The 13,954-nt window shown below is 37.5% G+C and carries 15 protein-coding genes; all 15 read right to left on the reverse strand.

The genetic code is table 11. The features are described from left to right. Positions 1 to 2: 2 nt before the first annotated feature. Positions 3 to 425 carry a sugar 3,4-ketoisomerase gene (locus BIV20_RS13245; RefSeq protein ID WP_075721192.1) on the reverse strand — a complete coding sequence of 141 codons (423 nt, stop codon included), beginning with the start codon at positions 423 to 425 and terminating at the stop codon, positions 3 to 5. A gap of 12 nt (positions 426 to 437) precedes the next feature. Further along, a complete protein-coding gene (locus BIV20_RS13250) occupies positions 438 to 1,403 on the reverse strand; it encodes a glycosyltransferase family 2 protein (protein WP_075721191.1) in 966 nt (321 codons plus the stop codon). A 103-nt stretch (positions 1,404 to 1,506) separates the two neighbouring features. Then, positions 1,507 to 3,513 carry a hypothetical protein gene (locus BIV20_RS13255; RefSeq protein WP_075721190.1) on the reverse strand — a complete coding sequence of 669 codons (2,007 nt, stop codon included), beginning with the start codon at positions 3,511 to 3,513 and terminating at the stop codon, positions 1,507 to 1,509. Positions 3,514 to 3,524: 11 nt separating this feature from the next. Further along, the gene (locus BIV20_RS13260; protein ID WP_075721189.1) at positions 3,525 to 4,679 is read right to left on the reverse strand and encodes a glycosyltransferase family 2 protein; all 1,155 of its coding nucleotides are present in this window, start codon (positions 4,677 to 4,679) and stop codon (positions 3,525 to 3,527) included. Positions 4,680 to 4,706: 27 nt separating this feature from the next. After that, positions 4,707 to 5,510 (reverse strand): glycosyltransferase family 2 protein, encoded by an 804-nt coding sequence (locus tag BIV20_RS13265; protein WP_075721188.1) that lies wholly within the window; start codon positions 5,508 to 5,510, stop codon positions 4,707 to 4,709. Positions 5,511 to 5,523: 13 nt separating this feature from the next. Next, complete coding sequence (gene rfbD, locus BIV20_RS13270) at positions 5,524 to 6,402, reverse strand: dTDP-4-dehydrorhamnose reductase (RefSeq protein WP_075721187.1); 879 nt, start codon at positions 6,400 to 6,402, stop codon at positions 5,524 to 5,526. A 15-nt stretch (positions 6,403 to 6,417) separates the two neighbouring features. Further along, positions 6,418 to 7,311, reverse strand: coding sequence for a glycosyltransferase family 2 protein (locus BIV20_RS13275; protein WP_075721186.1), 894 nt, complete (start codon positions 7,309 to 7,311; stop codon positions 6,418 to 6,420). A gap of 11 nt (positions 7,312 to 7,322) precedes the next feature. Further along, positions 7,323 to 7,586, reverse strand: coding sequence for an HPr family phosphocarrier protein (locus tag BIV20_RS13280; RefSeq protein ID WP_075721185.1), 264 nt, complete (start codon positions 7,584 to 7,586; stop codon positions 7,323 to 7,325). 34 nt (positions 7,587 to 7,620) lie between these two features. After that, on the reverse strand, positions 7,621 to 8,970 hold the full coding sequence (gene glmM, locus BIV20_RS13285) for a phosphoglucosamine mutase (RefSeq protein WP_075721184.1): 1,350 nt from the start codon (positions 8,968 to 8,970) through the stop codon (positions 7,621 to 7,623). Positions 8,971 to 8,987: 17 nt separating this feature from the next. Next, positions 8,988 to 10,349 carry a CdaR family protein gene (locus BIV20_RS13290; RefSeq protein WP_075721183.1) on the reverse strand — a complete coding sequence of 454 codons (1,362 nt, stop codon included), beginning with the start codon at positions 10,347 to 10,349 and terminating at the stop codon, positions 8,988 to 8,990. Further along, positions 10,315 to 11,220, reverse strand: a complete 906-nt coding sequence (cdaA, locus tag BIV20_RS13295; RefSeq protein WP_075721182.1) for a diadenylate cyclase CdaA — start codon at positions 11,218 to 11,220, stop codon at positions 10,315 to 10,317. Before cdaA ends, BIV20_RS13290 begins: the two co-directional genes overlap by 35 nt. Before the next feature lie 39 nt (positions 11,221 to 11,259). Continuing rightward, the gene (locus tag BIV20_RS13300; RefSeq protein WP_075721181.1) at positions 11,260 to 12,249 is read right to left on the reverse strand and encodes a hypothetical protein; all 990 of its coding nucleotides are present in this window, start codon (positions 12,247 to 12,249) and stop codon (positions 11,260 to 11,262) included. A gap of 2 nt (positions 12,250 to 12,251) precedes the next feature. Further along, positions 12,252 to 12,665 (reverse strand): hypothetical protein, encoded by a 414-nt coding sequence (locus BIV20_RS13305; protein WP_075721180.1) that lies wholly within the window; start codon positions 12,663 to 12,665, stop codon positions 12,252 to 12,254. A 116-nt stretch (positions 12,666 to 12,781) separates the two neighbouring features. Further along, on the reverse strand, positions 12,782 to 13,186 hold the full coding sequence (locus BIV20_RS13310; protein WP_192848887.1) for a flagellar protein: 405 nt from the start codon (positions 13,184 to 13,186) through the stop codon (positions 12,782 to 12,784). An 11-nt stretch (positions 13,187 to 13,197) separates the two neighbouring features. After that, positions 13,198 to 13,926, reverse strand: coding sequence for a ComF family protein (locus BIV20_RS13315; protein ID WP_075721178.1), 729 nt, complete (start codon positions 13,924 to 13,926; stop codon positions 13,198 to 13,200). Positions 13,927 to 13,954: the final 28 nt, after the last annotated feature.

Genomic DNA, 13,954 nt, shown 5'->3' on the forward strand with positions numbered 1-13,954 from the left:
TTCTATCTCTCCTTTGCCTCTTCATTTTGCTCTTTTACATATTTCAAAAACTCATCATAATTTCTTATGTAATCCTCTTCCTTATAGTAATCGGAAGCCAGCACCATAAGCACGGCATCTGGTGAAAAATCAAACATTTCTCTCCACATACTGTTAGATACATATAAGCCTTCATATGGTGATTCTAAAGATACAATTTTCTTTTCTGTTCCATTATCCAGCAAAATCTTGCAGGAACCATGAATACAAATCAAAATCTGTTCTAGAGATTTATGTGCATGAAATCCCCTGCGTACCCCTTCTTTCGTATCGTACATATAATACACCCTTTTTATTTCAAAAGGAATATCCTTAAATTCTTCTAATGCCACTAACTGTCCACGGTCATCTCCGTGCTGCTGGAATGCATACTTAATCACCTGCATAATCTTCTCTCCTTATATCGCTTTCCAAAATTCCGGCTGTTCTAAAAATCCCTTTACTTCCGTTTCTTTTGTATGGGATCCTCTCTTTCTTTGAAGCATGGAACTGCACAGATATGGTATTGCATCCGGATTCACAAAAAACCTCAATATTGTCCTGATATATAAGTTCTTGATCTTATAAAAAACAGAAAGCTGCTTTCTCTTCTTTATATACTTGTTATCGCCATACCGGTCATACAACATATTGTAAAAACGCTCCACATCCTGACGCAGCAGTTCTTCAAATTTCGTATGCTTTTTGGTCGAAACACCATCTCCTACCTCATACCATACCATATACTCGTCAAATAAATGCAGTCTTCTTCCTTCCGCTGCCGCTAATACCTGAAAAATATCTTCTTCATAAACAACATAATCCTTGATTTTCTCCAGATATTCCAGATAAAATTCCCTTCTATAACAAGTCGCAGCTCCTGACACATTGTCACTGTACAGAGCCAAATTCTTCAAGATACGCTTGTCTGATTCTTTTGTGCGATAAGCTTCAATATCAAAAGGATGATAATATCCCTTCACTTCTACTTCTCCTGATTGGTTCAGGCTGTATGCCCGAATCAAACCAAAACAGCCCTCATATTGATTTTCTTCCATAAAATCATATAAATGCTGCATGGTATCTTCTGCAAAAAAAGTATCTCCCGGTCCAAAATCCCTGACATATTTTCCTGTGGCATACTGCAATCCTACAATCAGATTCTTTACCGTTCCCTGATTTTTCTCGTTTGCAATCAATTTATAGTTTATAAAACCCTTTTTCTTAAAATATTCTTCTATCTCTTTAAAATGATTGTCCTCTGAACCATCATCTGAAATCACAATTTCAAAATCCTCAAATCGCTGTCTTAAGATTGACTCCAGAGTAATCAATACTTTCTCTATTTCCGAATTATATGTTACTACTAATATTGAAAACTTCATAAGATGTCTCCTTTTATATCCACTCATATAACAATTTCATTCTATTCTATCATATAGAAAAAGAAAAGTCCATGTAGACTTTCCCCTTTCTTTCTCCGATACATTATGCTCGCTTTTTCCATATTGCCCAAAGTTTTTCCACGCACTTTGTAATTGCCAACAGTGCTGCTAAATCCAACAGTGGATATGCTGCACTTAAATACATATAACTAATTGCCGGACAATTTTCCAGATGTGTCACTGCCACACCAAAATAAAGAACCAGTAAACTCAATAAAATACCGGTAATAACCAGCCATGCATTGACATTTTCATAATGTTTATTTTTCCATTCCCAGACAAATAATATGGTAGCTATTACATAGGCAATAATTCCTGCCCATACGAGAACTTTTCCCAGAGTTTCATAAATGGAAGCTACTGTATTACATCTTTTCACCACTTTTTCTGCCATACTATATTTTGCAGTCTGATCTGCCTGTGACAGAAATCCATCAATAGAACCGATGCACTCTTCTTCTGTAGTATCCTGTAATCCAAGAGAAGTAATCCTTGCCCTAACAACCTGACGCCCTTCGCTATACGCGACAATATAAAATTCCGGTTCTTCCGCCTCTCCATCATAATCCCATTCTGCTACAAAACGACATTTATCCGTGCCTTTGACATTTTCATACGCCGCCTTCACATCTTCACTTTCTTTAAATTTTATTTGTTTCAGCTGATTTCCTTGAAAATCCTCAATATACACCTGTAATTTGTCTAAATCATATTGTGGATACGCCACCCATCCTACACAGTAGTAATCCTTTTCGAACAAATCATAAATAGCCTTCTCGTTGGTTATCATTTCAAAACTCTGACTCCCCGGAATATTATCTCCAGATGCGATGTAAAGTTCTGATTTCAAGTCATAATGGCTAGCTACATAATTCCAAATCTGTCCCACTGTTCTCATCAATTCTTTTCGCTTTTCTGCCGTGTCCATATGGTATGCTCCTAGTGTTGAAGATTCTACCCGTTTAATCTCACCAGCGGCATATGCGGCTTCCAATTCTTCATATACTTTTTTATAGAACTCATTTGCTGTCTGACAATCTTCATAATACCCAGCCTCATCAAATGCTCCTATCAGTACCCAACCAATCCATCCATCCTCTACATTTCCATCTGACGGATTGGTATCATAGGCATTATATAACTCCATTTGCTCCTCAACTTCCTCTTTGGCTGTTGCAAGTGTAGGCGATAATTCGCATAGTCTTTGAAACGTATCCAGGGAAAGACTAATGCTTTCAGTCCGCTCCTCTGAATCAACACTAGTGAGCGCTGACATAGCAGCTCCATAATATTCCACATTTTTGTAACCATAAGTATGAATATTCGCCAGTTCTACTGCCTTTGATACAAACACAATCCCAACCATCGGAAGAATCAGTACAATCAGTCTAGGAACTACCTTTATTTCTCTTCGCTTTTTCATCACAACAACGGCAGCAACCAACAAAACTACAACTGTAAAGGGTAAAAGCCATATGGTATCACTCTTTGTCTCCCATAGAACTCCCAGACTTCCTGCTGCAAGGATTGCCCAGATACAATTCCTCTTCCATGATTTTTCTGTGATTTCAAAGTATAGGTTCAACAAGCAGCCAAATACCCAGATTGTCAATGCGACAGCAAAACTATTACGATATACACGCTGTCCGGTCTGAAGAGCCGTCATAATTGGATTAAATAACATGACAACATAAATCACACATAAAACCCATTTTTTCTTAACTATATGACTGATTGCATATAGGAGAACCAGACATCCCACCATGTATAACACATTAGTGGTAAGTATATAAGGCAAATGCAACCGATAAAGTACAGCTAGGTAAAAGGCAAATCCCACTTCCTTTATAAACGTATAGCAATTAAAGGCTCCTGTCCAATTACCGGCAGCTATCTCCATTGCCCAATGTTCCAACAATCCATCATCACATGCTGCTGTTGGTATTGGATAGATAACCAACCCTTTTACTATAAAAATTTTTATTATGGAGATAGCAGCCAAAACCAGTAAAAACCAGTTTGCCTGCTTGATTCCTTTTATTTTATTCATTTTTCTCCCCTTTAGTTGTGCTTAATATGTAAGATACCAATAAAGAAACTTCCAAAAATCACCTCAATACCAATTACAATTAACAACATTGCAGGTATCGTAATCCGCATCATCTCTTCCGGTGCCAGACCTCCAAAACCGCCATGTCCCCAGATACAGAAAGCCACAATTGTAGCTATAATTCCTGCAAGGAATAGTAATAGTCCAATTACAACACCCTTTTCTGTAGAGGTTTCTTCCAACCATTTATCCAACTTTCCCTCCGTTGGAATAAATCCTGTCACGCTTGCATAAGATCTTGTAAACAACGAAAACATTACAAGGTTAACACCTACCATCATAGCAGCAGCTGAATACATCAATGTATGCACTCCAAGTCCTACAGAACCAATATGAATATTTCCGAAACTCAATACCACGGTCAAAATAAGTCCTATAAAGAAAAGGATTAATCCCGGATACATAAATAACCAGTTTGGACTATGCATCAACAAAAACTTCAGATGTCTCCATCCATCAGACCAACTTCTCAAATGAGGTGCATGAGAACGTCCATCTTTTTTCAATGTAGTTGGAACTTCTGCAATTTTTAAATGGTTTAAAGTTGCTTTTACAACCATTTCACTTGCATATTCCATTCCTGTTGTTACCAGACCAAGCTTTAAAATAGATTCTCTATTATATCCTCTTAATCCGCAATGGTAATCTCCAATTTTACATGGGAAAAATAATCTTGCAATGAATGAAAGTACAGGATTTCCTAAATATCTATGTAATGGTGGCATAGCGCCCTTTTCAATTCCGCCCTTGAATCGGTTTCCCATAACCAAATCATAGCCTTCTCGAAGTTTTTCTATAAAAGGCATCAGATGCAGGAAATCATAACTGTCATCTGCATCTCCCATAATAACATATTTACCAAGAGCTCCATTACATCCACCGATCAAAGCTGCTCCGTATCCTTTTTCCGGAACATTCACTACTCTAGCTCCGTTTTCTATCGCAATCTGTTGAGACCCATCGGTACTACCATTATCTGCAACAACGATTTCTCCGTTGACACCACTCTCATCCAAAAAGGTTCTTGCCTTTTTTATACATGTTGCTAGTGTTTCTGCCTCATTAAGACATGGCATCAATATCGTAAGTTCATACTGTTCGTTCATATACAGTCTCCTTTTCCTCATATATTTCTATTTAACTTCGTTTAATTTCTCGCTTTTGATATAAAAGTGCATAATAAATCTTGCAATACATTTTGGCCAGAACTTCAAAAACATAGTATAATCTTCTTTTGCCCGGATATTTCCATTATTAATTGTGTTTGATGTTTCTGAACCTTCATGTACTCGATGATAAGTAAGCCGCTTTGGTGAATAGACAAATTCTCCCTTTTCTTTAGACAGTTTTTCCCATTCTTCCCAATCCAGATTGCTTCGAAACTCTGACTCAAAAACTGTTTGCGGAAGATTTTCTTTGATATACGCCACTGACCAACAAGATACCGGATTTCCCAAAGCTAACACGCATCTCTTAAAAAATTTTATACCGTGAAACTTTTGAATCTTCAGTGGAAACAACATCAACCTTTTTATTTTTAACATGGTACTCTGCTCTACAACTTGTCCATTACGCAATTCATTATATCCTGTAAAATAAATAAGTGGATGTTTCGCTTTATTCACCTGTTGTAACATATCTGCCACATATTCGGGATGATAGCGGTCATCCTGATGTGCCAAGGTAACTAATTTTGTCTTAGCACAGTGATATCCAAAATTCCAATCATTCGCAATTCCTCCCTCTCCTGTATTAACAAAAAGAGGAAGTCCATATTCTTCTGAAATCGCACGAATATATGCATTATCCGTGGATGTTGTCATAATAATATTGGTTTCAACCGTTTGCTTTAAAAGTGACTCCACACATTCTCTTAAATAAGGACTTTCTTTATATGCACACACTGCAAATGTATGATCTTTCGCTTCAAATTTCATTTTCTAATCCTTTTTATTTTTCTGTTAATTCTTTTAAATACACATCTAACGCATCATGCCAATCCGCCATACGATAATCACTAGTCAAACGCAACATGTAATTATCTAAAATACCATAGGCCGGACGGTTTGCAGATGCAGGATTCATTTCTTTATACTGTGCACTGGTCACATGATTTACCTTTGTGTTCTTGCCAGTCTTCTTAAAAATCTCTTCTGTAAAATCTGCCCAGTTGGTATCACCTTCACAAGTAGCATGGAACAATCCATAATTTTCTGTTCTTTCTAAATAATGAATCATCTTTGCAAGTTCTGCTGCACTGGTAGGAGAACCAAGTTGATCACACACTACGCTCACCTCATCATGATTTTCCGAAAGCTTAAGCATTGTCTTTACAAAGTTCTTTCCATCTCCATAAAGCCAAGCAGTTCTCAAAATAAAATGCTTTGGTGCAAATTCTTTTACAAATTTCTCACCTTCTAATTTTGTCTTTCCATATGCACTTACCGGATTAGGCTCATCAAACTCTGTATAAGGTCTTGTTTCGTTCCCTTCAAATACATAATCTGTAGATACATGTATCATTTTAGCATCTAGTTCTCTTGCTGCAATACTTAAATTCCTTGGTCCTAACGCATTGATTTTATAGGCAAGATCCCACTGTTCCTCACATTTATCTACGTTGGTATGGGCTGCGCAGTTAATGATGACATCCGGTTTTTTCTCTCTTGCCAAATTCAATACTGCATCTACATCTGTAATATCCAGAGAAACAACTCCTTCCCCTTCTACTACATCTGTGTTTATAAATTCTACATTTTCACCTGCATATTCTTTACGAATTGCTCTTCCCAATTGACCATTGCATCCGGTTACTAATACTTTCTTCATATTTGCCTCCATGAATCATAACATTCTATTTATCAAAAACAAAATTCGTGTTATAAGATTATCTAGTTTTTCTTGCCGATAAAAAGTACGTCCAAACACCACTTTTGCCTTAGCAGGCATTTTTTCTGATGACAGCAAAAGTTGTACTAGATTATCTTTTTCACTATCCTGTCGATATAGTTGTGCAAAATCTCCCAACTGTCCCTTTAATTTCCCTTTATTTTTTTTTACATATTCTGCCTTTGCGCAAATTGTTCCAAATAAAGTTGGACTTGCACCTATCACATTACCACCATGTTGACGATACCATATATATGAATTATCGTCAAATATGACCTTTCCCAGATAGGATGCCACTAAATAACACCACCAGTCATGAATAATCGCTCTCTTTGGGATATGTTCTTTTATATTCTCCGCAAGAGAACGATTCATCATGCTAGTACAGCCGGTACATATACACTCAACAACTGCATTTTCAAATCCGGGTATTAATTTTTTATGATTATTTTCTGCAATTATATTAAGCTCACTGTCTACCAGTATCTTATTACTACAATACAATGCCGGTTCTTCTAATATCTTAAGTTTCTCTACAGCTTTTTCCACTTTTTCTTCTAACCAAACATCATCCTGATCTGAAAAAGCAATATAATCTGCATCACTCTTTTTCAATAATTCGAAAAAACTTTTCGTAACACCTACGTTATCTTCCAGATATACATGCACGTTAGAATACTTTTTTTCATATTCCCTTAAGATTTCACAAGTACCATCTTTCGACCCATCATCTCGCACGAGTATCTCAAGATTTTGGTACGTCTGCCGAAGCAAACTTTCCAGCTGTTCTTTCAGAAATTTTTCTCCATTATAGGTAGACATCAGAATCTGTACTTTTCCCTTTTCCATACAGCCTACTTCTATTCTCCTAACCCACTTTCCACAGCTTCTACCACTGCTTTCAGTGCTTCTTTCTCATCTTCTCCCTCACATACAAATTCTATTGTATCACCAGACTTAATGCATGCACCAAGCACACTCAGTACACTCTTTGCATTTGCGGTACCACCTTTAAAAGCAAAGGTGATTGATGATTGATATTTTACAGCTTCTTTACACAATTCTCCCGCAGGTCTTAAGTGAAGCCCTGTAGGATTCTTAACAACTACTTTTTGGCTTACCATATACTTTCCTCCAATATATCTCTAACACTCTTTCCTAGAGTATTGTTTTCATAATCAAATCTGCCAATTGTTCTGCTTCACGCTCAATTACAGACTGGTCTTTTCCTTCTATCATAACACGTACCAATGGTTCTGTACCAGATGGACGTATCAACACTCTTCCTTCTCCTGCAAAACGTTTTTCCAACGCTTCTACTGCCAGCGCAATTTCCGGATAATCCATGAAATTTTCCTTTTTATGATTTGGCACTTTGGCATTTACCAATGCCTGTGGCAATACTTCCATTACCTCAGCCAACTCAGACAGCTTCTTTTGTGTTTTTACCATTACCTCTAACAAATGTAATGCACTAAGCAGTCCATCTCCTGTGGTATTTTCATCCAAAAAGATAATATGACCAGATTGTTCTCCTCCGATATTATAACCGTTTTCTCTCATATTTTCCAGTACATATCGGTCTCCCACCTTGGTCTGCTCTATATGAATTCCATTTTTCTGTCCCATGATAGTAAATCCAAGATTACTCATAACAGTGCCTACAATGGTATTTTTCCTAAGAGTTCCATTCTCTTTCATGTAATTTCCGATAATTGCCATTACCTGATCGCCATCTATTACATTTCCTTTTTCATCTACTGCAAGCATACGGTCCGCATCTCCATCAAATGCAAGCCCCACATCCGCCTTTTCATATACGACTCTTGCTCGTAATTCATCCATATGGGTAGAACCACAATTAGCATTGATATTCGTACCATCCGGCTCTACATGAATTGCTATCAGATTAGCTCCCAATCCCTTCAGCGTTTCTACCGCAGTATAATGAGACGCTCCTTCTGCACAATCAACTACTATTTTCAATCCACTCAAATCAATTGGAACCGTCTGCTTCATAAAAGAAATGTATTCTTCTCTGGCATCAAAACGATAAGAAACTCTTCCTATTCCGGAACCAATTGGCATTGTCACATCTTTCATATCATTTTTTATGAGACTTTCAATTTCATCTTCTAATGCATCAGAAAGTTTATATCCTTCTCCATTAAAAAACTTAATTCCATTAAATTCCATTGGATTATGAGAAGCAGAAATTACAACTCCCGCATCCACCTTATGTTTTCTAGTCAAATATGCAATTGCAGGGGTAGGAATCACTCCCATATATACGGCATTTGCTCCAACAGAACAAATCCCTGCCATTAATGCATTTGCCAACATTCCTCCTGAGATTCTGGTATCACACCCCACAATAATTGTAGGCTGATGTTCCTTTTCCTTTGTAAGAACATAGGCTCCCGCCTGCCCAAGCTTCATTGCCAATTCAATGGTCAATTCTGCTCCTGCCACACCGCGTACTCCATCTGTTCCAAACATTCTTGCCATGTCATTTACCTCTTCTATTACCTTCCACTTGTGGAATTATTTCTATCATTTTCTTCGCTATCTGAAATGTTCCCATTTTCAGAATTCGAGTTATCTGCTTCATTCTGACTTTCCGCTTCTTTATCTTTTATATTAATTTGTACACTGACATTCTCTACCACTTCGTACTTATCATTATTGATGGTAATTTCCACCTGAACGGTATGAAGTCCCGGTTCTAGATTCTTCACATCAATCGAAGCCTGAACACTTCCAATATCAAAAGCATCGATATCCTCCTGAGATGCACGTATGGTAAGAGGAAGCGCTGTTACATTCGCGTTATACGTAAGTTCATAACTGTCACGCAATCCCTCGACGTTTATATTGGCTACAGGGAAATTGAATACTCGGCTCTGCTTTTGCACAATTAACGCCTTTACAGCAACCTGGTTTCCCTCTTCATCCACCAATGAAACTCCCTCCGGCAGATATTGCTCAATGTATATGGTATTCTCAACATTCCCCGTCGCTCCGGTAATGTTAATTACCTCTGACGGAATCGTAATTGCATTCATGGTATTAAGGACTTCCGGTTCTCCCTTTACCGTTATCGTCTGAGGCGCATATTCCAGACCTTTATACTCATATCCATCTGCCGGTTCTCCTGTAACATCGCAGTGTATCGTCAAGCTCTTAGTTCCTAAAATATTCGCCTTGATATTCACCATAGACTGATTCATCTCAAGCAAATCAGAAGAAATCACATTTCCCTCTTCATCATATAGTACCGGTACTACGCTATCTGTTACATCACCGGAAATTCCATTTACATTGATTGTTGCTGTTACCTTACTGATTTTAGACACAATAGATTCCGGTCCGGAAACAGCAAGAAGATTCGGTGTTACTTCCACTTCTCCAATCGCACAGCCTTCTGCCGGTGTTCCTGTTGTAACCGGAGATATTACAAAATTCTTTTCTGCCAATTCTTCCAATGTTATTTGCATATTTACCGTCTTCTGATGCACTGTAATATACTTATCATTTTTCTTCGGAGTAACTTCAATACGAACCAATTTTTTTTCATCTGCATTTGTCAAATCTACCTGACTTAAGTCTGCTGTCACATTAAAATCATCTGCGTCCATATCCTCGACATAGTTTCTAGGTCCCGTAATATAGAACGAAGCAATATCCGTATCTCCTACTACATCCGGTACTTTTCCCATCTCTTCAATAACCTCTTTGTTTTGGATAGTGACCGGAATAGAAAAGTTCTTTGTTGCCTCTGGATTCGCTATATTTACTACTACCAACCATAGCATAACGGAAAACAAAACGGACAAAAGCTTCAAGCCTAAATTATTTGTCAGATGCTTCATTAGTTTCTTGAACATTCTTCATCCTCCTTTTCCATATTCTAAATCGCGCCACATCCATGGAACCTTTTCGGATAAAATTCAACTTTCCTCTTAGATAGTCTGCATCTATATTGCGATACAATTCTCCACCAATGGCAATTGATACATTTCCCGTTTCTTCTGAAACTACAATTGTCAACGCGTCACTTACTTCACTAATTCCAACCGCTGCACGATGTCTTGTTCCAAGTTCCTTGCTCAATCCCATATTATCAGAAAGAGGCAAATAACAAGTCGCAGAAACAATTCTTTCTCCACGTATGATAATAGCACCATCATGCAATGGTGTGTTATGTTCAAATATATTAATTAGTAACTGGCTAGACACCACGGAATCCAAACGTATCCCGGTTCGTTCATACTCTGACAGTACTACATCCTGTTCGATTACAATCAATGCTCCCGTTTTTACCTTTGCCATCTCATAGGAAGCCTTTACAATCTCATTTACAGTTCGTTCACTAAAACGATCCTGATTCTTCTGTGAATCAAAAGAAAACAGAGAGGTAAGAAAATTCTTCTGTCCAAGCTGTTCCAATGCCCTGCGCAATTCCGGTTGAAATACTATAACAACAGCAATTACCGCTACATTAATAATTCTACTAACAATCCATAAAATTGTATTCATTTGGAACATAGCTGCAAGTAGAATAAATACTATTACAACAATAATTCCCTTCAACAAATTCCATGCACGGGTTTTCTTGAACCATACTAAAATATTGTACACCAGGAATGAAATAATGATTATCTCTGCAATATCCGTCATTCCAATCTGCGGACTATCAATCCAAAACAGATATTTTGATGCAAATGTATTCAAAGCTGCAAATAAATTATCTATCATACTTTCATCCCCTTTCTCTGTCATCTCTTTAAAATATTTTTAGTCTAACAAGTCTTGATCGATATCTAATTCTTCTGCTAATTCCCTTCGAGTAAAAGTATCTTTTTTCGGTGTAATTTGTTTCACCCTTTTATTTTTTTCCGCCATATATATCTTTGGTACTGCTTTCACATAATAATAGTATTCATCATCTTCGAACTGTACCCGTTCCACTCTGGAATAATCCAAATTATATAAGAAAAATTCCAACAATAATGCCACAATTATAGATACCGCAATTCCTCCAATAGCCCATGGAATCTCTTCATTATTCCCTAACATGACATAACCTATCACCAGAATCGCCAATTCTATTCCATTTCCTACCAATCCGGCAATTCTCCATGCATGATTAATATTCATTCGACGTATCACATACACCACCAATGCAGTAACACACATCGCCACAATTACCAGAAACATCTCATAATTCTTAACCAATAACTCTAGTGCCATTGTCACCTTGGATACTTTTTCATCCTCAAATACTGCTGCAAAATTTGTAATATTCTCTTGCACCCCTTTTACATAATAAAAGGTGATTACTCCACAAACCATAGACAAATAAGAAGCTGGTTCTTTCAACAATCCCATAGAAACCGGCATCACCTGAGGTATTTTTAAAGCGCACATAATCGGTGTTGCCACAGTACAGTATCCGTTTTTTGGCGCAAACTTATAATACATAAAGAACATCAAAATGAACAACGCCAGTGCCACTACACATACCTCTATAGCCACTGACCATAAATGAAGTAAAATCAGCAATGCTCCCAACAATGCACTTGCATTGATAGGTAAAAAAGCACACAAAAGCGCCAGCAGCAATGAAACTGCCGGATTGTCCAACCTCTCCATATATCCCATTCCGCTATTGATTAACCAAAATGCAATAAATGCCAATACAAATTTTACTCCGGTAACTACATACACCTCATATTTTCCATAAAACTCTCGTAATTTTTCGCGTAATTCTAAAATACTTGTCATTTTTAGTCCTCCGACAGCTGTAATTTTTCTTCCTTCTCCTGAAGTTTCATTATTTTCTTTATATCAGCATGGTATTTTTTCACGCCTGCTGTTGCCTTAGTATATTTACGATTGTATACAATTACAGCAATCACCTGATATATCACAACAAAAATAGCATACTTAATCAATATAGAGATTCCAAACTGAATCAAATCCATTTTTGCCAGCTGTTCCATTATTGTTTCCATGCGGTACATTCCCCAGAACAAAAATAAAATACCAAAGGATATCGTAGATGATATAAAAGTCCTTATCATCTGATAGCTCACATAATCCCTTCGGTAATACTGTTTCACCGGCATATCTTCTCTTCCTTCGCCAGTTTCATAGGATGCCATTCTGGTCATAATCCGAATACGTTCTTCATCTAACATTGGTCTCACCGTCCATCTTTTTGAAGTCACTCTTTTTTATTATAGCACACATTACTATATTAGGAAAGCAAATTTCATATGATATGAAAAAACTGCCGTTGCTACGGCAGTTTTCCTTAGTTGTCAAGAAATCTCATTCTTTCACGTTCTCGTGTTGGTTTCTGAGGCTCTATTTTCTTTGGACGATTAATTGCTCCGCTGAAATCATTCTGTAAAGCCGCTCTACACTTATCGCAGAATCTTCCGGTAAGAATAGATGCCCCGCAGTTCTCACAATCCAAGGTAATCTGTGATTCTTCTGTAAAAGTCAAACGTTCTTCTCTTACCCACTGTTTTATCTGCTTTACACTTACCTCATTATCCTCCGCAATCTTAGTTAATGGAGCCTTAGGATTCTCACGCAGATATTCCTTCACCTGCTGAAACTTATTTTCCAAATCAGCCACACATGCCGGACATAATGGCGGTCCCTGCAAATAGTTAAAAAGTCTTCCGCACCCTTTACAATTTTTTACTTCCATATCTCTTCCTCCTAATATCCTCTTCCGATACAGACACTAATACAATATACGCGTTCTATACCAGCTTTCTGTAATTCTAATGCAGCTTCGTTCATCGTACTGCCTGTGGTATATATATCATCCACCAATAATATCTGACTTAATTGTACCTTATTTTCCTTTGTTTTAAAAGCCTTTTTCAAATTATTTTTACGTTCTGCATCATCTAGATTTTTCTGCGCCTTTGTTTTCCTTACTCGCTTTAGCAAATCAGGATATATCGGAAGGTTCATTTGCTTCCCAATTTCTCGTGCCAGCAACTCTGCCTGATTATATCCACGCTGACGCTTTCGTGTTCGGTGAAGCGGGATTGGAATAATTGCTTCTATCTGATTTCTCTGTATCCATGTTCCATACACTCGCACAATTTCACTGCCGTAATAACGAGCGTATTCCCGACGATTCTGATATTTAAATCGATACATGGATTGTTTCACTTTTCCCTTATACAGCCACAACGCCTTTCCCTGCACAAAATTTCTAGGATGTTTCTGACAATCATAGCAGTATTCTTCCCGTTCATTCTCAATAGGCTTTCCACACTTTTTACATACAGGTTCCTGTACATACTCCGGTATACTTCTGCAAGTCGGACAGCACAACTCTGTTTTCAAAAATATGGAAGAAAACATTGCCCGGTCACAAACGGGACATCTTCGAGGAAATAGTAAATGTCCAATATTCTCTTTTTCAAATTTCATGCTTTTTCCAAAGCTCTCTCAAACATTT

It is taken from the genome of Roseburia sp. 499 (assembly GCF_001940225.2).
Taxonomy (GTDB): domain Bacteria; phylum Bacillota; class Clostridia; order Lachnospirales; family Lachnospiraceae; genus Petralouisia.

Excerpts from the sequence above, each read along its gene's own strand:
- glmM (WP_075721184.1), bottom strand. The coding sequence starts at position 8,970 with ATGGCAAGAATGTTTGGAACAGATGGAGTACGCGGTGTGGCAGGAGCA.
- BIV20_RS13260 (WP_075721189.1), bottom strand. The coding sequence starts at position 4,679 with ATGAACGAACAGTATGAACTTACGATATTGATGCCATGTCTTAATGAG.
- cdaA (WP_075721182.1), bottom strand. The coding sequence starts at position 11,220 with ATGATAGATAATTTATTTGCAGCTTTGAATACATTTGCATCAAAATAT.
- BIV20_RS13310 (WP_192848887.1), bottom strand. The coding sequence starts at position 13,186 with ATGGAAGTAAAAAATTGTAAAGGGTGCGGAAGACTTTTTAACTATTTG.
- BIV20_RS13275 (WP_075721186.1), bottom strand. The coding sequence starts at position 7,311 with ATGGAAAAGGGAAAAGTACAGATTCTGATGTCTACCTATAATGGAGAA.
- BIV20_RS13280 (WP_075721185.1), bottom strand. The coding sequence starts at position 7,586 with ATGGTAAGCCAAAAAGTAGTTGTTAAGAATCCTACAGGGCTTCACTTA.
- BIV20_RS13265 (WP_075721188.1), bottom strand. The coding sequence starts at position 5,510 with ATGAAATTTGAAGCGAAAGATCATACATTTGCAGTGTGTGCATATAAA.
- BIV20_RS13315 (WP_075721178.1), bottom strand. The coding sequence starts at position 13,926 with ATGAAATTTGAAAAAGAGAATATTGGACATTTACTATTTCCTCGAAGA.
- rfbD (WP_075721187.1), bottom strand. The coding sequence starts at position 6,402 with ATGAAGAAAGTATTAGTAACCGGATGCAATGGTCAATTGGGAAGAGCA.
- BIV20_RS13245 (WP_075721192.1), bottom strand. The coding sequence starts at position 425 with ATGCAGGTGATTAAGTATGCATTCCAGCAGCACGGAGATGACCGTGGA.
- BIV20_RS13290 (WP_075721183.1), bottom strand. The coding sequence starts at position 10,349 with ATGTTCAAGAAACTAATGAAGCATCTGACAAATAATTTAGGCTTGAAG.
- BIV20_RS13250 (WP_075721191.1), bottom strand. The coding sequence starts at position 1,403 with ATGAAGTTTTCAATATTAGTAGTAACATATAATTCGGAAATAGAGAAA.
- BIV20_RS13300 (WP_075721181.1), bottom strand. The coding sequence starts at position 12,249 with ATGACAAGTATTTTAGAATTACGCGAAAAATTACGAGAGTTTTATGGA.
- BIV20_RS13255 (WP_075721190.1), bottom strand. The coding sequence starts at position 3,513 with ATGAATAAAATAAAAGGAATCAAGCAGGCAAACTGGTTTTTACTGGTT.
- BIV20_RS13305 (WP_075721180.1), bottom strand. The coding sequence starts at position 12,665 with ATGTTAGATGAAGAACGTATTCGGATTATGACCAGAATGGCATCCTAT.